The sequence below is a fragment of the Solimonas variicoloris DSM 15731 genome (genome assembly GCF_000382285.1).
GTDB lineage: Bacteria > Pseudomonadota > Gammaproteobacteria > Nevskiales > Nevskiaceae > Solimonas > Solimonas variicoloris.
The window spans coordinates 39,393-58,798 of sequence record NZ_KB907931.1 but is presented as its reverse complement, the minus strand read 5'-3'; the positions used below and the strand labels follow the sequence as shown (position 1 = coordinate 58,798).

General features: G+C 69.5%; 21 protein-coding genes. 12 read left to right on the top strand and 9 right to left on the bottom strand.

Features of this window, described 5'->3' with window-relative positions; all coding sequences use genetic code 11:
- Positions 1-113 precede the first annotated feature (113 nt).
- Together H149_RS0110140 and H149_RS0110135 are read right to left on the bottom strand one after the other, a co-directional pair.
- Positions 114-1,667, bottom strand: a complete 1,554-nt coding sequence (locus H149_RS0110140; RefSeq protein WP_020649641.1) for a glycerol-3-phosphate dehydrogenase/oxidase — start codon at positions 1,665-1,667, stop codon at positions 114-116.
- A 182-nt stretch (positions 1,668-1,849) separates the two neighbouring features.
- Positions 1,850-2,551: an SDR family NAD(P)-dependent oxidoreductase gene (locus H149_RS0110135; protein WP_020649640.1), complete on the bottom strand. Its 702-nt coding sequence runs from the start codon at positions 2,549-2,551 to the stop codon at positions 1,850-1,852.
- A gap of 112 nt (positions 2,552-2,663) precedes the next feature.
- Here H149_RS0110135 and H149_RS0110130 point away from each other — a divergent pair, with 112 nt between their 5' ends.
- The 6 genes from H149_RS0110130 (at position 2,664) to H149_RS0110105 (ending at position 8,563) form a co-directional block, all read left to right on the top strand.
- Positions 2,664-3,860, top strand: a complete 1,197-nt coding sequence (locus tag H149_RS0110130; RefSeq protein ID WP_020649639.1) for an efflux RND transporter periplasmic adaptor subunit — start codon at positions 2,664-2,666, stop codon at positions 3,858-3,860.
- Positions 3,861-4,028: 168 nt separating this feature from the next.
- Complete coding sequence (locus H149_RS0110125; RefSeq protein WP_020649638.1) at positions 4,029-4,457, top strand: alkaline phosphatase D family protein; 429 nt, start codon at positions 4,029-4,031, stop codon at positions 4,455-4,457.
- A gap of 64 nt (positions 4,458-4,521) precedes the next feature.
- The gene (locus H149_RS0110120; RefSeq protein ID WP_020649637.1) at positions 4,522-5,208 is read left to right on the top strand and encodes an ABC transporter ATP-binding protein; all 687 of its coding nucleotides are present in this window, start codon (positions 4,522-4,524) and stop codon (positions 5,206-5,208) included.
- Positions 5,209-5,278: 70 nt separating this feature from the next.
- Positions 5,279-6,427 carry an ABC transporter permease gene (locus H149_RS0110115; protein WP_020649636.1) on the top strand — a complete coding sequence of 383 codons (1,149 nt, stop codon included), beginning with the start codon at positions 5,279-5,281 and terminating at the stop codon, positions 6,425-6,427.
- Between the two features lie 10 nt (positions 6,428-6,437).
- The gene (locus H149_RS0110110) at positions 6,438-7,616 is read left to right on the top strand and encodes an ABC transporter permease (RefSeq protein WP_020649635.1); all 1,179 of its coding nucleotides are present in this window, start codon (positions 6,438-6,440) and stop codon (positions 7,614-7,616) included.
- On the top strand, positions 7,613-8,563 hold the full coding sequence (locus H149_RS0110105) for a 2-oxoadipate dioxygenase/decarboxylase family protein (protein ID WP_020649634.1): 951 nt from the start codon (positions 7,613-7,615) through the stop codon (positions 8,561-8,563). The genes H149_RS0110110 and H149_RS0110105 overlap by 4 nt, the downstream gene beginning before the upstream one ends.
- Positions 8,564-8,834: 271 nt before the next feature.
- On the opposite strand, the gene H149_RS0110100 is transcribed toward H149_RS0110105, so the two are convergent.
- On the bottom strand, positions 8,835-9,326 hold the full coding sequence (locus H149_RS0110100) for a hypothetical protein (RefSeq protein ID WP_154654733.1): 492 nt from the start codon (positions 9,324-9,326) through the stop codon (positions 8,835-8,837).
- A 166-nt stretch (positions 9,327-9,492) separates the two neighbouring features.
- Here H149_RS0110100 and rpoZ point away from each other — a divergent pair, with 166 nt between their 5' ends.
- From rpoZ to H149_RS22150, 3 genes are all read left to right on the top strand, one after another.
- Positions 9,493-9,744: a DNA-directed RNA polymerase subunit omega gene (rpoZ, locus tag H149_RS0110095; protein ID WP_020649632.1), complete on the top strand. Its 252-nt coding sequence runs from the start codon at positions 9,493-9,495 to the stop codon at positions 9,742-9,744.
- A 295-nt stretch (positions 9,745-10,039) separates the two neighbouring features.
- Complete coding sequence (locus H149_RS0110090; protein ID WP_020649631.1) at positions 10,040-10,255, top strand: cold-shock protein; 216 nt, start codon at positions 10,040-10,042, stop codon at positions 10,253-10,255.
- 180 nt (positions 10,256-10,435) lie between these two features.
- Positions 10,436-10,840, top strand: a complete 405-nt coding sequence (locus H149_RS22150; RefSeq protein ID WP_083930917.1) for a hypothetical protein — start codon at positions 10,436-10,438, stop codon at positions 10,838-10,840.
- Between the two features lie 248 nt (positions 10,841-11,088).
- On the opposite strand, the gene hmuQ is transcribed toward H149_RS22150, so the two are convergent.
- The 4 genes from hmuQ to H149_RS22145 all read right to left on the bottom strand — a co-directional run bounded on the left by hmuQ (position 11,089) and on the right by H149_RS22145 (position 14,617).
- Positions 11,089-11,391, bottom strand: a complete 303-nt coding sequence (gene hmuQ, locus H149_RS0110080; protein WP_020649629.1) for a heme-degrading protein HmuQ — start codon at positions 11,389-11,391, stop codon at positions 11,089-11,091.
- Positions 11,392-11,745: 354 nt separating this feature from the next.
- Positions 11,746-13,629 carry an esterase/lipase family protein gene (locus H149_RS0110075; RefSeq protein WP_169518337.1) on the bottom strand — a complete coding sequence of 628 codons (1,884 nt, stop codon included), beginning with the start codon at positions 13,627-13,629 and terminating at the stop codon, positions 11,746-11,748.
- Between the two features lie 174 nt (positions 13,630-13,803).
- Entirely contained in the window at positions 13,804-14,034 is a 231-nt protein-coding gene (locus H149_RS0110070; RefSeq protein WP_245540497.1) for a hypothetical protein, read from the bottom strand.
- 88 nt (positions 14,035-14,122) lie between these two features.
- On the bottom strand, positions 14,123-14,617 hold the full coding sequence (locus H149_RS22145; RefSeq protein ID WP_020649626.1) for a DUF2127 domain-containing protein: 495 nt from the start codon (positions 14,615-14,617) through the stop codon (positions 14,123-14,125).
- A gap of 142 nt (positions 14,618-14,759) precedes the next feature.
- On the opposite strand from H149_RS22145, the gene H149_RS0110060 reads away from it, so the two are divergent.
- From H149_RS0110060 to H149_RS20535, 3 genes are all read left to right on the top strand, one after another.
- Complete coding sequence (locus H149_RS0110060) at positions 14,760-15,737, top strand: ribose-phosphate diphosphokinase (RefSeq protein WP_026353059.1); 978 nt, start codon at positions 14,760-14,762, stop codon at positions 15,735-15,737.
- Entirely contained in the window at positions 15,734-16,777 is a 1,044-nt protein-coding gene (locus tag H149_RS0110055) for an NAD-dependent epimerase/dehydratase family protein (RefSeq protein WP_020649624.1), read from the top strand. Before H149_RS0110060 ends, H149_RS0110055 begins: the two co-directional genes overlap by 4 nt.
- A gap of 150 nt (positions 16,778-16,927) precedes the next feature.
- Positions 16,928-17,875, top strand: coding sequence for a hypothetical protein (locus tag H149_RS20535; RefSeq protein ID WP_020649623.1), 948 nt, complete (start codon positions 16,928-16,930; stop codon positions 17,873-17,875).
- 115 nt (positions 17,876-17,990) lie between these two features.
- Here the strand turns inward: H149_RS20535 and ytfE are convergent, their stop codons facing one another.
- On the bottom strand, positions 17,991-18,686 hold the full coding sequence (gene ytfE, locus H149_RS0110045) for an iron-sulfur cluster repair protein YtfE (protein WP_020649622.1): 696 nt from the start codon (positions 18,684-18,686) through the stop codon (positions 17,991-17,993).
- Positions 18,687-18,774: 88 nt separating this feature from the next.
- Positions 18,775-19,272, bottom strand: a complete 498-nt coding sequence (locus H149_RS0110040) for an RrF2 family transcriptional regulator (protein ID WP_026353058.1) — start codon at positions 19,270-19,272, stop codon at positions 18,775-18,777.
- Positions 19,273-19,406 lie beyond the last annotated feature (134 nt).

Here is a 19,406-nt window from a genome sequence, read left to right as displayed (position 1 = left end):
TCGTCGGAATGTGCGACGCAACATGAAACGTGCCGCGGTCGCGCTGCGCAAATTTTGCTGCGGGCGTGCGGCACCGCACCGACTGGAGCGCTGTCCTCGTGCAGCAGCCGGCTTCAGCGGATGTCGTCGTAGCCGGCGTCGGCGAGCGCGCTCAGCAGCGGCGCACGCCAGCCTTCGCCGCGGACCAGCAGCGTCAGCGGCATGCGGCGACGGACCAGATCGTCGAGCGACAGCGCCATCTCCGAGCGCACGGCGTGGACGGCCTCGGCAAGCACGAACGGCGCTTCGGGATGAATGCGCGCAGCCAGCGCCGGCCGCGCCTGGATCAGCGCGACGATCGCCGACACCAGCGTGCCGTGCCGCAGCGTCAGCCAGCGCGCCGCTTCCAGGTCGACGCCAGCCGCGGCCAGCTCGGCGATGGTCTGCGCCTGCCAGCTTTCGAAACCGTGCTGCGGCGCGCCCGGCAGCGGGCGCAGCTGCGTGACCGGCGGCGGCGCGCGGCGCTGGCCGAGCGCCTCGAACACCGCATCGACGATCGCGATGCTGTCGTGCCGCGAGGTCGTGTACTTGCCGCCGACGTGCATCAGCAGATTCGGCGTCGGCCGCAGCACCGCGAACTCGCGCGTCACCGCCGACAGCGACGCGGCGTCCTCGGCCTGCAGCATGCGCACGCCGGCGAAGCGGGCGATGACGTCGGCCTCGGTCCAGCCGATGCCCGGCAGGCCGGCGCGCACGCCGGCGAGCAGGTAGCGCGTCTCCGCGTCGCTCGGCTGCGCGTCGGCCGGCGCCGCGACGCTCGCCTCGGTCGTGCCGACCAGCGTGCGGCCATACCACGGGATCACGAAGAACACGCGGCCGTCGGCGGCCGTCAGCAGAAACGCCTCGTTGCAGGCGGGAATCGCCGGCAGCACCAGATGCGTGCCCTTGACCAGCTTGACCTTCGGCGCCGCCGCGCCGAGCAGACCGGGCGCCCACGGTCCGGCGGCATTGACGACGACTTTCGCGCGCACCGCGAAACGCCCGCCACCGAGGCCGTCCTCGAGCTCGGCGCCGACCACCTTGCCGCCGGCCTCGATCAGGGCCCGCGCCGCCACGCGATTGGCACAGACGGCGCCGCAGCCCTGCGCCGCGGCGGCGACGACCAGCGTCATGCGCGCGTCGTCTTCCTGACAGTCGCCGTAGCGGAAGCCGCCGAGCAGCTGTTGCGGATCGACGAACGGATAATCGGCGAGCAGCGCGCGCGCGCCGTAATGGCGGTGCGGCTGCACCGGCCGGCTGCCGAGTGCGAGCAGGTCGTAGAGCGCCAGCCCAGCCGAGACCATGAACGGACTCGCGCGCGGGCCCTTCCACATCGGCAGGATGAAGTTCAGCGGCCGCACCAGATGCGGCGCGATGCGGTACAGCGTGCGGCGCTCCTTCAGGGCGTGGCGCACCAGACCGAATTCGTAGTGTTCGAGGTAGCGCAGGCCGCCGTGGATCAGCTTGCTCGACGCCGACGAGGTGCCGCTGCCCCAGTCGTTCTTCTCGACCAGCGCCACCGACAGGCCGCGGCTCGCTGCATCGTAGGCCGTCCAGGCGCCGTAGATGCCGCCGCCGATGACGAGCACATCGAACTCGCGCGCAGCGAGTTCGGCGGGATTGCGGAGCAGAGGAAAGGCCGCGGGCATGGTCGATGTCGTCCGTATCCGGTTGATGCGAAGAAAGCCACGAGAACAAGCTGACGGTCCATCTTGGCGGGAAGCGCCAGGGCGACCAAGCCGGCCGCACGATCGCGCCACGCCGCCGGATGGCTTCATCGCTACGCGCCCCGCCATGACGGCTGCAAAACGTGCGGCGCCGGCAGCCGGGCCTACTTGTGGATCTTCTCGATGTCGAAATGACCTTTCGGCTGGCGATGCAGCCAGAGGTAGGTCTGCGCGATGCGCGCCGGATCGAGGCTGGTGCCGGTTTGCGTGATGCCGTGCACCGTGACCGTCGCCACGTGCACGCCGTGCGCGCCGAGTTCCTGCGCCAGCGTGTAGGCCAGCGAGCGCAGCGCCGCCTTGCCGAGCGACAGCGAGGCGTACTTCATCGACGGCTCGTACGCGAAGCCGCCGCCGGTGAACAGGATCGTGCCCTTCTTGGCCTTGATCATCGCTGGCGCGACTTCGCGGGCCGCCATCAGCGCGCCGCCGACGTTGACGCGAAACTCCTCGACCAGGCGCTCCGGCGCGATCTGCGTCGGCACTTCGGGATGCGAGGCGGCGGCGTTGTAGATCAGCACCTGCGGATCGCCGAAGTCGGCGCGGGCGATGTCGAGGCCCTGCTTCAGCGAAATCTCGTCGCCGGCGTCGGCGGCGTAGGCGGCGACGTAGCGACCGGTCTTGCGGTGCAGCTCCTCGCACAGACCACGCAGCTTGGCCGGCCCGCGCGACAGCAGCACGATGTCGAAGCCCTCGCCGGCGAACGTCTCGGCCAGCGCCGCGCCGATGCCGCGCCCGGCGCCGATGATGAAGCACACCGGGCGGCCGATGCGGGCCTTGCGACGGGAGGCGGAGCTGCGTGCGCTCATGCGAAACCTGCTTTGAATTGTGCTTGTCTTCATATGATAAGCACGGCCCGTACCGGACGCGCCGCGCCCTGCTAGAGTGCGGGCTTCTCCTGAGCAAGAAAAACCGTCGCCGATGAACGACACCCAGACCCTGCTCGGCCGGCTGAAGATCGACCGCGGCCCGGAACACGAGGCGCCGTCGCGCTGGCCGTGGATCCTGGCCGCGCTGCTGCTCGTCGCCGTACTCGGCGCCGGCGCCGCCTACTTCCTGCGCGAGCGCGGCGTGCCGGTGCAGGTGGTCAGCGCCACGCCCTTGCCGGGCAGCGGCGGCGGCGCGGCCTCGATGCTCGACGCCTCCGGCTACGTCGTCGCGCGCCGTCAGGCGACGGTGTCGGCGAAGATCACCGGCAAGCTGCAGGAGCTGTACATCGAGGAAGGCCAGCGCGTCGCCGAAGGCGAAATCATGGCGCGCCTCGACGATTCCAACGCCCAGGCGCGGCTGCTGCAGGCGCGCGCCAATCTGGCCGCGGCGCGCGCCGCCGCCGACAACATCCGGCCGATCTACGAGCGCAACCGCCGGCAGGCCGCCGAGGGCTTCATCAGCACCGAGGCGCTGGAGACCAGCAAGGCCAGTTACGACGCGCAGCAATACGCACTGCACGTCGCCGAGGCCAATCTCACCATCGCCGAACGCGACGTCGCCGACACCGTCATCCGCGCGCCGTTCGCCGGCGTCGTCACCACCAAGGCGGCGCAGCCCGGCGAGATCGTCTCGCCGATCTCGGCCGGCGGCGGCTTCACGCGCACCGGCATCGGCACGCTGGTCGACATGGACTCGCTGGAAGTCGAGGTCGACGTCAACGAGAACTTCATCAACCGCGTGCAGGGCGGCAAGCCGGCGGTCGTGCGCCTCAATGCCTACCCGGACTGGAGCATTCCGGCCGAGGTCATCGCCGTGATCCCGACCGCCGACCGCAGCAAGGCCACGGTCAAGGTGCGGGTCGGCTTCAAGGACAAGGACCCGCGCATCCTGCCGGAGATGGGCGCGCGCGTGTCGTTCCTCTCCGAAGCACCGCCGGACGATCCGGGCACACCGCGCGGCGGACTGTCGCTGCCGGCCGCGGCCGTGCAGAGCGGCCCAGAATCCGGCACCGGCATCGTCTACGTGCTGCGCGACGACCACGTCGAGCGCCGCGCCGTGAAGCTCGGCGCCGCACTGGCCGGCGAACAGGTCACGGTGCTGTCCGGCATCAGCGCCGGCGAGCGGGTCGCGGTCGGCGACTTCGCCAAACTGCAGGACGGCGCCCAGGTCCGCATCGCTCCGCCCTGAAGGGCCGCATCGCGGCGGCGCCATCGGCGCGACATCTGCCGCCCCTAGCATCGCCGGCTTGCGAATCGAGAAGATCTCGTTCATGCGCCGGCATGCAGGCCTCGTCGGACACCGGCGTGCGCTGGCGCGTACACGCCGTACAACCCGCTGTCGGCCGCCATCACCGGCGTGCCCGGCTACAACGCGCTGACCGGCCAGGGCGCGGTCGCCGTCGAGTTCACCTGCATGAGCGTGAGCTCCGACAATCTCGCCGACCAGAGCGCGGCGACGGTCGCGCTGGCACCGCTCTACAACGCCGCGGTCGTGCTCGCCAACCCCAACGTGCGCTTCCACAACGCCGCCGCGCGCGGCTTCGTGCGGCTCGACATCACCCGCGAGCAGGTCAGCGGCGAGCACTGGAACGTCAGCACCGTGCTGGCGACGACGACGACGCCACGCTCGACGTCGCGCACGGCGCGGCCGGCGCCGCCGGCACCGACCATCTGCAGCGCCACGGCACGGCGACGGCGCCGCGCGCCGATGCGCCGCCGCCGGCGCCCTGAGGGCGGCACAGCGCTGAGGGAATCACCTGCTGCGCGGCGATCGACAACCGGCTAGATTGCCGGGGCACGGGATCACCGCGCCGGCCGTGCCGGCGTGGTCTACGCGAGGAACGGCAGGCATGGGCAACATCGTTTCGCTGCGCAAGGTCGCCAAGCGCTACACGCGCGGCAAGGAAGTCGTCGAGGTCCTGCACAGTCTCGATCTCGACATCGCCGAAGGCGACTTCGTCGCCCTGATGGGACCATCGGGGTCCGGCAAGACCACGCTGCTGAACCTGATCGGCGGCCTCGACCGGCCCACCGAGGGTGAGGTGATCGTCGCCGGCGAGCACATCGATCGCCTGTCCGGCGCCGCGCTGGCGCGCTGGCGCGCGCGGCACGTCGGCTTCGTCTTCCAGTTCTACAACCTGATGCCGATGCTGTCGGCGCAGGGCAACGTCGAACTGCCGCTGCTGCTGACGCGGCTGTCCGCCGCGCAGCGGCGCGCCAACGCGTTGACCGCGCTGACCATCGTCGGCCTCGCCGACCGCGCCCGGCACAAGCCGAGCGAGCTGTCGGGCGGCCAGCAGCAGCGCGTCGCCATCGCCCGCGCGCTGGTCGCCGATCCGACGCTGCTGGTTTGCGACGAGCCGACCGGCGACCTCGACCGCAGGACCGCCGACGAGATCCTCGGCCTGCTGCAGGTGCTCAACCGCGAGCACGGCAAGACCGTCATCATGGTCACGCACGATCCGAAGGCCGCCGAGTACGCGCGACGGCAGCTGCACATGGACAAGGGCGCGCTGGTCGACGGGCAGGTGTCATGAACGGCGCGGGTCCGCAGCGCGCACGCAACCGCGCCCGGGCAGGCGCCTGCGGCGCATCGAGGGGGCGGCGATGAAATACTTCCCGCTGCTCTGGGCGACGCTGTGGCGCAAGAAGACGCGCACGATCTTCACGCTGCTGTCGATCGTCATCGCCTTCCTGCTGTTCGGCATGCTGCAGGGCGTCAACGCCGCGTTCCAGCAGGGCGTCACCAACGCCAACGTCAATCGCCTGATCGTCACCAGCCGCATCTCGCTGACCGAGCCGCTGCCGATCGCGCAGAAGCCGCTGATCGAGGCGGTGCCCGGCGTCGCCGGCGTCGCCTACGCGAGCTGGTTCGGCGCCTACTATCAGGAGCAGAAGAACTTCGTGTTCGCGACGCCGGTCGACATCGACGACTACCTGAAGGTCGTGCCGGAGCTGAAGATCGCGCCGGAGCAGATCGAGGCGCTGAAGCGCACGCGCACCGGCCTCATCGTCGGCCTCGACCTGATGCAGAAGTACGGCTGGAAAGTCGGCGACCGCATCCCGCTGCATTCGACGATCTGGGTCAAGAAGGACGACGGCAATTCCGACTGGGCGTTCGACATCGTCGGCACCTACAACTTCACCACCGACCCCTCGCAGAACAACGGCGCGCTGTTCAACTACAGCTATTTCGACGAGGCGCGCACCTTCGGTGCCGGCACGATCGGCTGGTGGATTGTCTCGGTCCGCGATCCGAACCAGTCGGCGCAGATCGCGGCGGCGATCGACAAGCTGTTCGAGAACTCGCCGGACGAGACCAAGTCGCAGAGCGAAAAGGAGTTCGCGCAGTCCTTCCTCAAGCAGTTCGGCGACATCAATTTCATCGTCCAGGCCATCCTCGGCGCAGTGTTCTTCACGCTGCTGTTCCTGACCGGCAACACCATGATGCAGGCGGTGCGCGAGCGCATCCCGGAACTCGCGGTGCTCAAGACGCTGGGCTTCAGCGACGCCAAGGTGACGGTCCTCGTGCTCGCCGAGTCGCTGCTGCTGTGCCTGATCGCCGCGGCGCTCGGCCTGCTGGTGGCGTCGTTGCTGTTCCCGATGCTCAAGGACTACATCGGCGCGGTGAAGCTGCCGACCTCGGTGCTGGTCCGCGGCGCCGGCATCGCCGTGCTGCTGGCGCTGGCGACCGGCGGCCTGCCGGCCTGGCGCGCCAAGCGCCTGGTCATCGTCGACGCCCTCGCCGGACGCTGAAGGAGACGCCATGCTCAAGCAGACCCTGGCCGTGACGCTGATGAACCTGCGCGCGATTCCGCAGCGGCTCGGCACCTCGTCGGTGATCGTCATCGGCATCGCCGGCGTCGTCGCCGTGCTGGTCTCGGTGCTGGCAATGGCGACCGGCTTTCACCAGACCGTCGCCAACAGCGGCCGCGACGATCGCGCGATCGTGCTGCGCGGGGGCTCGCAGGCCGAGGTCAACAGCTCGATCGCGCGCGACAACCTGCTGACGATCCTCGACGCGCCCGGCGTGCGCAAGGACGCCGCGGGCCGGCCGATCGGCTGCGGCGAGATCGTCACGATCGTCAATCTGCCGAAGATCGACGACGGCAATCTGTCGAACGTCACGCTGCGCGGCAGCTGCGGCCAGCTCGCCGCATTGCGTCCGGAGCTGAAGCTGATCGAGGGCCGGCTGTTCGAGCCGGCGGTGCGCGAGCTGATCGTCGGCGCCGGCGCCGCCCAGCAGTTCCGCGGCGTCACGCTCGGCAGCCGCATCAGCTTCCGCGACTCGGACTGGACCGTGGTCGGCATCTTCAGCAGCGGCGGCGACGCGCACGACTCGGAGCTGATCGCCGACGTCGACACCGTGCAGTCGGCGTTCCGCCGCAGTCTCTACCAATCGGTCACCGCCCTGCTCGACGCGCCGTCCTCGTTCGCGGCCTTCAAGGACGCACTGACGACGAATCCGACGCTGACCGTCGACGTCAAGCGCGAGCCGGAGTATTACGCCGAGCAATCGAAGCAGCTGACCAAGCTGCTCAACTTCATCGCCTACTTCGTCGGCGGCATCATGGCGATCGGCGCGATGTTCGGCGCGCTCAACACCATGTACTCGGCCGTCTCCAGCCGCGCGCGCGAAATCGCCACGCTGCGCGCGATCGGCTTCGGCGCGGTGCCGGTCGTGATCTCGGTGTTCGCCGAGGCGCTGCTGCTGGCGCTGCTCGGCGGCGCGCTCGGCGCGGCGCTGGCCTGGCTGTTCTTCAACGGCAACGCGGTCAGCACGCTCGGCGCCAACTTCAGTCAGGTCGTCTTCCGGCTGACGGTGACACCCGGCATCGTCGTCTCCGGGCTCTGGCTGGCGCTGTTCATCGGTCTGCTCGGCGGCCTGTTCCCGGCCGTGCGCGCCGCGCGCCTGCCGGTCGTCGACGCGCTGAGGGCGCAATGAGCGCGCGGCTGACGCCGGCGGCGCTGCGCTCGCGCTTCGTTGCCGCGGCGACCGCCAAGTTCGCGCGCAACGTGCCGGACTTCGTCGCGCTGCAGCAGCTGGTCGCCGCCAACGGCGGCACGTTGCGCAACGACCACGGCGCGATCCGCAGCGCCGATCCGGCCGTGCGCGCGCTGTTCGTGCGCGCCGCGCGCGTCTTCGGCCTGCAGCGCGAGCGCAGCTATTTCTTCCCGGCCAAGAAGCTGAAGTCCTTCGACCTGCAGGTGATCGGCGACGACGCCAGCCAGTTCAAGATCTTCGTCTCGGAAGTCGACCTCGAAGCGTTTCCCGACGACGTCGCCGCACTGATCCGCGAGGATTGCCAGGCCCAGGCGCAGGCCGTCGACCACGGCCCGCTGCTGGCGCTGCTCGAACGCTTCGAGGGCCACGGCTATCTCGACGAGGCCGACGCCGAGGCGCTGATCGCGCATGTCGTCGAGCGCCTGATGCAGCGCAACGGTCCGCCGCTGAAGCGCGCGACGCTCGACGCCGTGGCCGGCATCTCCGGCGAGGCGGCAAGCGCGCTGGCGCTCGGCCCCGACTTCAATCACGTGACGATCGACGTGCGCGCCGCCAACTTCGCCGGCATCGACGCCATGGCCGAGGCCATGCGCGGCGCCGGCTTTCGCCTGCTGCCGGCGATCCAGGGCGCGCCCGGCACCGCGCTGCGCCAGACCGCGACGATGGCGGCGACGACGGACACGCCGGTGCGCGAAGCCGACGGCACGCTCGGCATCGCCCAGACCGAGAAGCAGTTCGTCGAAATCATCGAGCGCAGCCAGGCGCGCGACGCCGACGGCGCACCGCTGTGGGCGCAGGACGGCACGCCGCTGATCTTCCGCAACTTCCTCGCCGCCAATGCCGAGAAGATCTTCGACGCGGCCTCGACCCGAGTGCCGCACTGCTGAACGCGCGGCGGCGTCGGCCCTTCTGCCCTAGCGCGGATGCGGCAGCGGCGCAGTGAGCCGCCATCAGCGTGTCCGCACAGGCGTTGCCGAAGTGGCTGCGGAGCAGTTGACGACTTCGGCGACCTGCGCGTCTCAGATGCACCGTGCGCGTCTGCGCGACGTGGCCCTCCGGCGCACCGCACGACGGCATCGCATTACGGCCGTCGAGCACGGTGACGGCAGCGTGCTGCCAGGCCGCGAGGCGCGGATCGCCCACGGCGCATTTCCGCCCTCAGCAGTCCACGCCCTGCTGGGTGCGCAACTCGTCCTGCAGGCGGTCAGGGGGGACTTGGTATTCGCCGTTCGCGAGCAGCCTCGCGCCTTCGAGATGGTATTTGCCATCCTCGCCGAGAAAGGACGCGGCGTAGTGATAGCGCCCGTCCCGACCGCGAAAGCAGCCGCGCGGATGGTACTTGCCGTCCTGGCCCAGAAAGGCCCCCGGCGGGTGATAGCCCCCGTCATCGCCGACGAACGAGTGCGCCGGATGGTAGGCGCCGTCGGAGCCGCGGAAATGACCTTCGGGACGATAGACGCCATCCTCGAAAAGGACATGCCCTTTCGGATGATATCGGCCATCGACGCCGATGAACGAATCGGCCGGGTGGTATCGGGAATCGGTGCCCTTGAAGTATCCGCGCGGGTAGTACTGGCCATCGTCACCACGGAACGAGCCCGCCGGATAGTGGTTGCCGTCGATGCCGCGCACGCGATGAATCCGGGCCATGTCTGTTCCACTCGGGAGGCTGCGCCTCGGGATCGGCCGCTATCGCACACCTTCGCGCGCACGGCGGCCGCTTCTTCGCCAGTGCGGCTGTTGGCCAATGGCGTTCGCCGAATGCGCATACAATGATTCAACCGTGCTCTTGCGGTGAGTCCTCATGGATAACTGTATGGCACGCGTCACCATTCAGGATTGTCTCGTCCGCGTTCCCGATTCCTTTTCGCTGACCTTGATCGCGGCCAAGCGCGCCCGTCAGCTGGCCCGCGGCGCTGACTCGCAGCTGTCGTGGGGCGACCACAAGTCAACGGTCCTGGCGCTGCAGGAGATTGCCGCGGGGCTGGTCACGGCTGCCGTTCTCGGCGAACCCGATCCGCCTGCGCTGCGCCAGGAAACGATCGAGTTCATGCCGCTCGATCCCTGAGCCGCGCCGCGCGCGGCGCGCCGGCATCCCGGTCGGCGCGCGCGCCAAGCCCGCATGATTTCATCGCTGCCGGGCCCTTCTCGCCAAGGCAGGCGCGCCGCGAACCGGCACGCATCGATATGCGCTGATTCGACAATGCGGACGAATGCGCGTATGTTGGCCCCAGTAAGTATCAAGCAGTGTATTCAGCTAGTTAGTGCCGCTGTTCTGTCGCGGCACGAAATTCCCAGATGCGTTCCTTGACCATTTGCGCCTTCGCGGGCGGGTTGCCCGTTTTCTTCAAAGGAATGTATCCATGAGCAATATCTCCAGCGGCACCGTGAAGTGGTTCAACGATGCCAAGGGCTTCGGCTTCATCACGCCTTCGCAGGGCGGTGAAGACCTCTTCGCCCACTTCAAGGAAATCGACGGCAGCGGCTTCAAGTCGCTCGCCGAAGGCCAGAGAGTCGAATACGTCGCCGCCCGCGGCCCGAAGGGCATGCAGGCGACGAAGATCCGCCCGATCGGCTGATCGCGGCAACAGCAGTAGCTTCAAGATCGCGGCTCACCCCAGAGCCGCGGTTTCCTTTCGGCGGCCCTTCCGGGATTGGCCCTGTCGCCAGCGCAGTACAGCCCAGGCCCATACGCCCGCGTCGCCTCGGTTGCCGATCGCACGGCGGCATCGCCGCAGCCCCTCCAACCAGGAAATCAGATGAGACCCAAGCATTCCCGCAAGCCGCAGTACGACGCCGCCCCTCCCAAGGTGCGCCGCGCGCCCGGCACTCCCACCAAGAACCAGCTGCGCACCATCGCGCTCGCCGAAGCGCGCGCGCATGTCGCGAAATGGAAGACGCTGATCCCGACGGCCAACGCCACCTGGAACAAGCTCCACGCAGCCGACCTCGGCCGCACCGAGGGCAACGTCCACGTGCTCGCCGGCCTCGTGCAGATGCATTACCAGGTGAGCCGGCAGGAAGCCGACCGTCAGGTGAAGGCATTCTTCGACCAGTATGCGCCGGCCGCGCCCGTGGTCGTCCAGCCTGTTGCCGCCGTGGCGGCTGCCCCGGTAATCCTCGCCCCCGAGGCGGATGCCGCGCCGGTTGAGGCCGCGGTCTAAGAGCACATGTCCATCGGCACTGCCGCATCCTCGATGCGTGCGGCAGAAGCCGGTGGCGCCGGAAGCAGGCGATAGAGTTTTACGCGGCGCGGGACGATCACGTCCCCGCCTCCGCGGCAGCACGATCGCCGCCCATCGTCGATCGACGCTCCAGGCCAGAGCCCTGCGCCGCGGCAGCGCGCCCTGGCGTCACAACGCTCCGGCGCATGCCGACCGCTGCCAGCGCCGCTCTCGATGTGCGGCCATGCTCACAGCACCGCCTCGAACGTTTCCAGCTGCGGATGGCCCAGGTAGATGCCCTTGGTATCGCCGGCATGGCGATGCGCGAGACGAAAGGCCTCGGAGCGTGTCCATTCCTCGAAAGCCGCGCGCGAGTCCCAGACCGAATGCGAGGCGAACAGCGTGTGGTCGTCGACGCTCGCGCCGCGCAGCAGCCTGAACTGGCGAAAACCCGGCACACCGTCGAGATGGCTGTCGCGCTGCCTCCAGATTTCGACGAAGTCCTCCTCGCGGCCCCGAGCGATCTTGAAGCGGTTCATGGCGATGAACATGTGTAGCTCCGATTCGAGTTCGGCCGGATTCTAGGGCCTGTTAACGTCAGAGAGCGTCGCTGTGGTGCTGCCTGGCGCGCCGCCCATCCCTGGGGCAGGCGCGGGCCGTGCACCTGGGTGATTCCCGAGAAGCGCATCGCAACGCCGCATGGCGGCTTCGCTTGGCAGCTCCAGAAGGAACTACCCCCATTCATCGATGCTTGTCGCGCGCCGGCCGCTGGCTTCGCGAACGGCCTGGTCGCGCCTGTACGTCGAATACATCGCGCGCCTCGTTCCTGGCGCTGCGGCCCAACGGACTCGGCCACACCGCCGTTCTCGGCGTTGACAGGCCCTGGCCAAAGCCGCGCGGCGCGCTCAGTGCGGCGCGATCTCGCAAGCCGGCCGCGGCGACGACGGATCCGCGCCGAGTTCGGCGTCGGCATGCAGGCGCAGGATGCGGTAGACCTCGGCCAGCGGCGCCGGCTGGTCGAACTGCGAGTGGCCGACCGGCAGCGTCAGCTCGGAGGCGGCGCCGTCGAGGTGGGCGCTGGCGTAGCTGACCCAGCCGTCGCCCGGGCCGTCGCGGCCGTTCTCCTTGACGCCGATGATCGAATGGAACGGGATCGACGCGTCGACCGGCAACGCCGCGAACGCGCGCGTCACCGGCGACTGCGGCGACAGCGAATCGACGGCGCTCGGCGTCCCGCGCGACGCCAGCCAAGCCGAGAAGTCGCTGACCACGTCGCCCTGCCGGAGGCGCGTCGCCAGCGTCTGCAGCACGGTGGTCGGCAGCGAGATCAGGCGCTTGCCGAAACTGGCGAGCGTGGAATCGGCCTCCGCGGCGCCGTGCTGAGGCACGCCGAGGAAGACGATGCGGCCGATGTACGGCCGATGGCTGAAGATCAGGCTGTCGCGCAGTTCGTCGCGCTCGCGGGCGTCGAGATCGAGCCGCTCCGGTGGCACGCGCAGGGCGGCGTCCCAGAGCCTCGTGCCGGTATCGACGGCGGCGCTCTTGGCGAGCAGGCCGCCCATGCTGTGCGCGACCAGAATCAGCGGATGAATGACGCCGCCGGGCGCGACTTCGGCGACGGCGCCGTCGAGATCGGCGCGGAAGCGCCGCGCCGCCTCCCAGAACGGCACGCCGGTCGGGTACAGGTAGTGCCAGACCTGGTAGCGCTCGCGCAGCGCCGGATCGCCGAGCACATCGTTGCTCAGTTCGCGCCAGATCACCGGACTCGACCAGAAGCCGTGCACCATCAGCACCACGATCTTGTCCGGCCGATACGGCTCCAGCATGAAGATGCCGCGATGCGCTTCGCCGTGGCGGAAGTCGAGCAGCGCGTCGAGGCTCCATTGCGACAGATGCGCGCGGTTCAGCAGCGCGGCGTACGGCATCGTGAAGTCGGCCGCCAGCGGATAGCCGCGCTGCGCGACGCAGATCTGCGCATGGCGGCGCGCATCGTAGAGCGCGAGATCGGTGGCGACCGGCGCGTCCGCCGCATCGGGCGCACGAAAGCGCAGCACGCCGGTGACGGGTGCGCCGATGCCCTCGGGCGGGTAGTAGCGATCGATCGGGTACTCGTGCGCGTTGTTGCGGATGCCAACCAGCGGCACGCCGACGCCGTCACGCGTGTAGCGCGTGCGCAGCTCCGGCGCCGCCATCGACCACGCCAGCTGGTATTCGTCGTAATGGCCCGCTTCGTAGAGCTGGTAGGCGTCGACGGACACCGCGAACTGCGTGGCGCCGGCCCGCTCGACGCTCGCGGCGAAGCGTTGCTCGGGCACGCCGGTGCGCAGCATCACGTAACCGCCGGTCGCTGCGGACAGGAAGGCCTGCGCCAGATGCATGCGCAGATCGAGCGGCGACAGCCGCGCGCCCTGCGGCGTGTAGAGCAGCTGGTAGGCGCGCCAGGCGGCCAGCAGGTACCAGCCGCGCGCCGCGGCCGGATCCTTGCGCTCGGTCTGCTGTGCGCGTTCGAGCGCGAGTTCGGCGGTCGCGAACAGGCGCGCCGTCTCGTCGAGCCGCCGGCTCCGCCACAGCGCGTCGAGGCGCGCGTCCGCCGTGATATCGCCCTGTGCTGCCGGCTCCAGCGCCAGCGCCTGCTGCGTCGCACGGCTGTAGCGGCCGTCGAGGAGCACGTTGTCGATATAACCGCGGTAGGCGTCGCGCAGTTCGACGCGACGCAGGTCGAGGTCAGGCCGCGCCGCACAGCCGGCGACGATGACCGCGATGACGATGAACGGAAGCGCCCGACGCATGCCCGGACCGCCGTCGCGGTTCGGCGCGACCTGCGGCTCAATCCCCCGCGGATGCGGCAAACTGCCGCGCTCCGATCTTGCCATGCCCGGTCCGCTGCCGGCGCGGACCTGCGTGCACCGGCGCGGGCCAGCCGCAGACGCGCGACGCGTCCGCCGCGCCGCCGGGCCGAGGGCTCAAGCGGACGCCGAGTCGTCGATCACGCGCGGGCGGCTCTCGCGGGTCGCGCGCAACACCTTGTCCGGCTCGGACGCATCGACGATCTCGATGCAGTCGTCGTACACCGCATGGATCGTCGCCACGAACGGAAAACCCGTGAAGCGCGGATCGCGATAGCTCACGGTGTCGCCGCGCTTGAACGTCGCCGGCTCGAAATTGAACTCGAATGGACAATGCGCCTCGTTCATCGCGATCTCCATGCCATGGCGCGAGCCTAGCGCCGCGCCCGCCAGCCGAACTGCTGCAAACGCAGCAGACCGAGCCGCCGCCGGGCCCTCAGGCGCGCCGCCGCAGACCGCGAAACAGATAGAGAACGATCGCGACGTTGGCGGCGAGCACCATGGCCTTGACCGACGACGGGCGCCAGAACAGCTCCCAGAGCTCGAACGGCAGCAGCAGCGAGGTCTCGACCGCGGTCAGCCATTCGGCCCAGCGGCTGCGGTACCACAGCCCGACGCCTTCGAGCACGAACAGGCCGGCGTAGACGAAGCCGGCGAGGCTCAGCAGATGGATGCGCGTCGGACCGTTGGCGACCAGCCAGGTCAGCACGCCCTGCGCGAGGTCCTGCTCGGCCTGCATCGGCAGCGCCGCGATCCAGCTCTGCACGATCGGCCGTACCTCCGGCCGCACCAGCGCCAGCACGGCACTGGCGATCAGCATCGCGACCACGGCCTTGGCGATCTTGTACAGCGCGATGCCGCGCAACGACACGCTGGCCAGCACGGCGGCCGCCGGCAGCCCTTCGGCTGCTGCTTGCGTATGGCCGTTCATGCCGGCTTGCCGCGGCTCCGTCTGGGGAAGCGCCATCGTGGAGGACGCAAGCCGCCGGCTCCTTGATGCGGATCAAGAGCGGCACAAAGCAGCGGGGGCATGATCATGAGGCTGGGGCGCCGCAAGCGCCCGGAAGAACGGAATGTTCGATAACGCCTTGCAATTGTACGCCTTGGACCGCGACCGCGGCGTCGCGCTGCGCGTCGCCTCGCGCCTCGGCCTGCCGCTCGCGGCACACGAGCAGCTGCGCTTCGCCGACGGCGAGAACAAGCTGCGCGCGCTCGAAGCCGTGCAGGGCCGCGACGCCGTCGTCCTCCATTCCCTGTACGGCGAGCCCGGCGACAGCGTCAACGACAAGCTCTGCCGCCTGCTGTTCTTCTGCGCCTCGCTGAAGGACGCCGGCGCGCGCCGCGTGACCGCGGTGACGCCGTATCTCTGCTACTCGCGCGAAGACCGCCGCGCCGAGCCGAACGACCCGCTGACGCTGCGCTACCTCGCCGCCCTGTGCGAAGCGGCGCGGCTCGACGCGCTGCTGACGCTCGACGTGCACGACCTCGCCGCGTTCGAGAACGCGTTCCGCATTCCGGTGCGCAATCTCGAAGCGGCGGAACTGCTCGCCGCCCATTTCGCCGACACACTCGTCGGGCAGGAGCTGATCGCCGTCTCGCCGGACGCCGGCGGCATCAAGCGCGCCGAGCGCTTCCGGCGCGCGCTGGAACGTCGCAGCGCAGGGACGGTCGCCAGCGGCTACATGGAAAAATTCCGCGATCGCGGCGCGCTGAGCGGCCAGACGCTGACCGGTCCGGTGCAGGGTCGAACCGCGATCATCGTCGACGACCTGCTCAGCACCGGCGCGACGCTGCGCCGGGCGATCGACGCCTGCGCCGCGGCCGGTGCCGCGGCGATCCACGTCGCCGTCGCGCAAGGCCTGTTCACCGAAAGCGCGGCGACCCTGCTCGACGATCCGCGCATCGGCCAGTTCGTGCTGTGCGACAGCGTGCCGCCGTTCCGTCTCGATGCGCCGCACGCGGCGCGCGTCACGGTTCTCGATTCGAGCATGCCGGTTGCCGTCGCCATCGCCGCGCTGCATCCGGGCCTGCCCCACCAGAGCGCTTCATGAATCGACTTCGCTTTCTCGTCACCGGCGGCGCCGGCTTCCTCGGCATCAATCTGTGCCGCTACCTGCTCGCGCGCGGCCACGCGGTGCGCTCGCTCGACATCGCCCCGTTCGACTATCCGGAGCGCGACCGCGTCGACGCCCAGCTCGGCGACATCCGCGACGCGCCGGCCGTCGAACGCGCGATGCAGGATATCGACGTCGTCGTGCACTGCGCCGCGGCGCTGCCGCTGTGCAGCCGCGAAGAAATCTTCTCGACCGAGATCGAGGGCACGCAGTTGCTGCTCGACGGCGCGCAGCGGCACGGCATCGCACGCTTCATCTACATTTCGTCGACGGCCGTCTACGGCATTCCCGACCATCACCCGATCAGCGAAGGTGATCGCCTGCACGGCGTCGGCCCGTACGGCGAATCGAAGATCGAGGCCGAGAAACTGTGCTTGGCGGCGCGCGCACAGAATCGCTGCGTGCCGATCCTGCGCCCGAAGAGCTTCGTCGGACCGGAGCGCCTCGGCGCCTTCGAGCTGCTCTACGACTGGGCCTGGGAGGGCCGCAATTTCCCGGTGCTCGGCCGCGGCGACAACCGCTATCAGCTGCTCGACGTCGAGGATCTCTGCGAGGTGATCCACCGCTGCGCGACGCTCGATACGGCGACCGTCAACGACACTTTCAACGTCGGCGCCAAGGAGTTCGGCAGCATGCGCGACAACTTCCAGGCGGTGCTCGATCGCGCCGGCCACGGCGGCCGCGTGATCGGCATTCCGGTCGCCCCGGCGATCGCGATCTTGCAACTGATGGAACGCCTGCACCTGTCGCCGCTGTACCAGTGGATCTACGAGACCGCGGCCCAGGAGAGCTTCGTGTCGATCGCGCATCTGGAGGAAAAGCTCGGCTATACGCCGCAGCACTCCAACCGTGAGGCCCTGGTGCGCAACTACGACTGGTACGTCGCGCACCGTGACGAGATCGGCCGGCAGACCGGCGTCTCGCATCGCGTGCCGTGGAAGAAGGGCTTCCTGGCGCTGGCCAAATGGGTGTTCTAGCGTACACATGACGCGGCGCGCCGCGCCGGAACTTTTTACCGGCGGCGCGGTCTATCGCTGCGTTGCCCCGTTTCCTCCCGGAGCCCAGAGCCTTGACACGAACCGCTGGCGGGACGCCGTTTGCCCGCCCCAGACCAGAGGCCGTGTCGGATGCGCCGCCTTAGCCCGCGCGTCCGCGCCCTCACCGCCCTTTTCACGCTGGCCGTCGCGGCGCTTTCGTCGCCGGTGCCAGCGCGTGCGCAAGCCGCCGGCGTCTGCGATGCCGCGAGCGCGGCGCTGCCGGCACGCCCGGCTGGCGCGCCCGACGCGACGCGCTTCGTGCACGACATCGCCGGCCTCGACGATGACGCCCGCGAAGCGGCGATCCGCGCGCAGCTGCTGGCCGGCAACGTGCCCTCGTTCCTGCGCCGGCTCGTGCCGGTGCGCGTGCAGGGCGCGAACGCCGAGGTGACGCTGTGCGTGGCGCCGGACTATCTGGCGATCGGCAGCGACAGCGACTACCTGCTGGTGCCGATGCGCCTCGCCACCGCGCTCGACGTCGCCGATCGCTACGGCTTCGTGCTGCCGACGCGCAAGATGGTCGACGCGATCTACGCGCAGTCGTCGATCCGGCTCGCGCCGCAGCCGCTGCCGGCCGGCGACACCATGCGCTCGACCGCGTATTACTGGCGCCACAATGAACTGGTGCTGCGGCAACGCAGCGCGTTCGGCGCCGTGCCGGCGGCCCTGACCGCGGGCGACAAGAAGGATCTGGTGCTGACCAACCGCCTCTGGCGCAACCCGGATCGCGTCGCGATCTACGGCTGGCACCGCAGCGACGGCCGCGCGATCCAGCCGCTCAGCACCGTGCACGGCGAGCGCTACGCCGACTACAGCCACGGCGTACGCCTAGTCGGCCGGCTCGCCTGGATCGACGGCGAACCGCGCCCGGTCACCGCCCTGCTCGGCGATCCGCGACTCGCCGCCGCGCTCAGCGACGAAGGCGTGATTCCGCGCGTCGGCGAACTGATCGCGCAGCTCGAAGCGCGCGGCGCTGCGCTGCGCCTGGCGCCGCGCGCCACGCTGCCCGGCTTCCGGCTGAGCGCGACCGCGCCCTGAACCGGGCGGCGGCGGCCCGCGACGACCGTCGCGATGGCCGGCTGCCGCGCCGCTGTGCGGCAGCCGGCCATCGCCCGGGTCCTTGCGTCGCGGGGCAGCCCGGCGCGCCAACCGCTCAGTGTGTCGGTGCGGTGGTCGCGAAGCGCGGGAAGAGCACGTTGTTCTCCAGGTGGATGTGCTCCATGAGATCGTCGATCAGCTTGCGCACGCCAACGTAGAGCGCACGCCAGGTCGGGCAGGCATCGGCCGGCAGCTCGGTCTGGTGCGTCAGCGCCTCGATGTGCCGCAGGCGCTCGCCATGCTCGTCGTGCTCGTGCCGCATGACCGCGATCGGCTGCCCGAGCATCGCCGTGCCGGCGCTCATCATCGGGAACAGCACGGCCTCTTCCTTCTGCATGTGCGCTTCCAGCTCCAGCGCCATTTCCTTCAGCGCATCCGCCAGTCCGAGCGGCGCCTCGGGATGCTGACGGTGCACGGCCTCCACCCGTGTCGCCAGCCGCACCAGTTCCGGCAGCTCGCGACGATGCACCTGGTGATAGCGCTGCACGATATGCGCGATCAGCGGCTCGGTGGCGTCGGGCGGTACCGCATAGCCGGCCGGATCGATCGCCCGCAATTCGGCGGCCAGCGCGTCGAGCGGAAGGCTCTTGCGCGCCGCCGCCTCGCGCAGCGCGACATTGCCGCCGCAGCAGAAGTCGAGCTTGTACTTGCGGAATACCGCGGTGGCGCCCGGCAGCTGCGAGGCGATGTCGCCGAGCGTGCGCTGCGCCAGGGCTTCGGTCGTCGCCGGCGCCGGTTCACTGATGGTCATGACAGGAGGTCCTCCAATCTGCGGATGGACGGCGTCCACCCGGAGCCGCCAATATCATGCATTTCAGATACCTCTTTATTGATGCAGATCAATCCGCACGTCGGCGTGTCCGGGCCGCACGCGGCGGCGCCTCGACAGCGATGGGAATGTACGGCAGCAGCTGGCGCATGCGGCTGTTGCGGGCGGGCGAGTCGCACAACTGCGCCAGCGTGCGCTGATCGAGTACGGCCATGAACGCCGCCAGCGCCTCGTGCAGCGCCCCTTTCACCGCACAGCATGAGGTCACGGCGCAGGTGTTGCTCTGGCGATCGAAGCACTCCACCAGCGTGAAGTTCTCTTCGGTGGCGCGCAGCACCGAGCCCAGCGTGATCGCCGCAGCGGGCTTGGCGAGGCGCAGACCGCCGCCGCGTCCGCGCACGCTGTCCACGAAGCCGGCCTGGACCAGCGTCAGCACGATCTTCATGAGGTGATTGCGCGATATTGCATAGCGCGTGGCGACCTCTTCGATGGTATGCAGGCGGTCGGGTTCGAGCGCCAGCATCATCAGCAGGCGCAAGGCATAGTCGGTATGGGATGTGAGATGCACGGCGTTTCCTGAATCCGTCCATCGCCTTATACCACGCCGTTCGGCACCGGAGGCCGATTGATGGCGCCGCCGTTGACGCAGATCAAAGAGGTGCGCCAAATACCTCTTTAACGTACCGCTCGCATTATGCGATC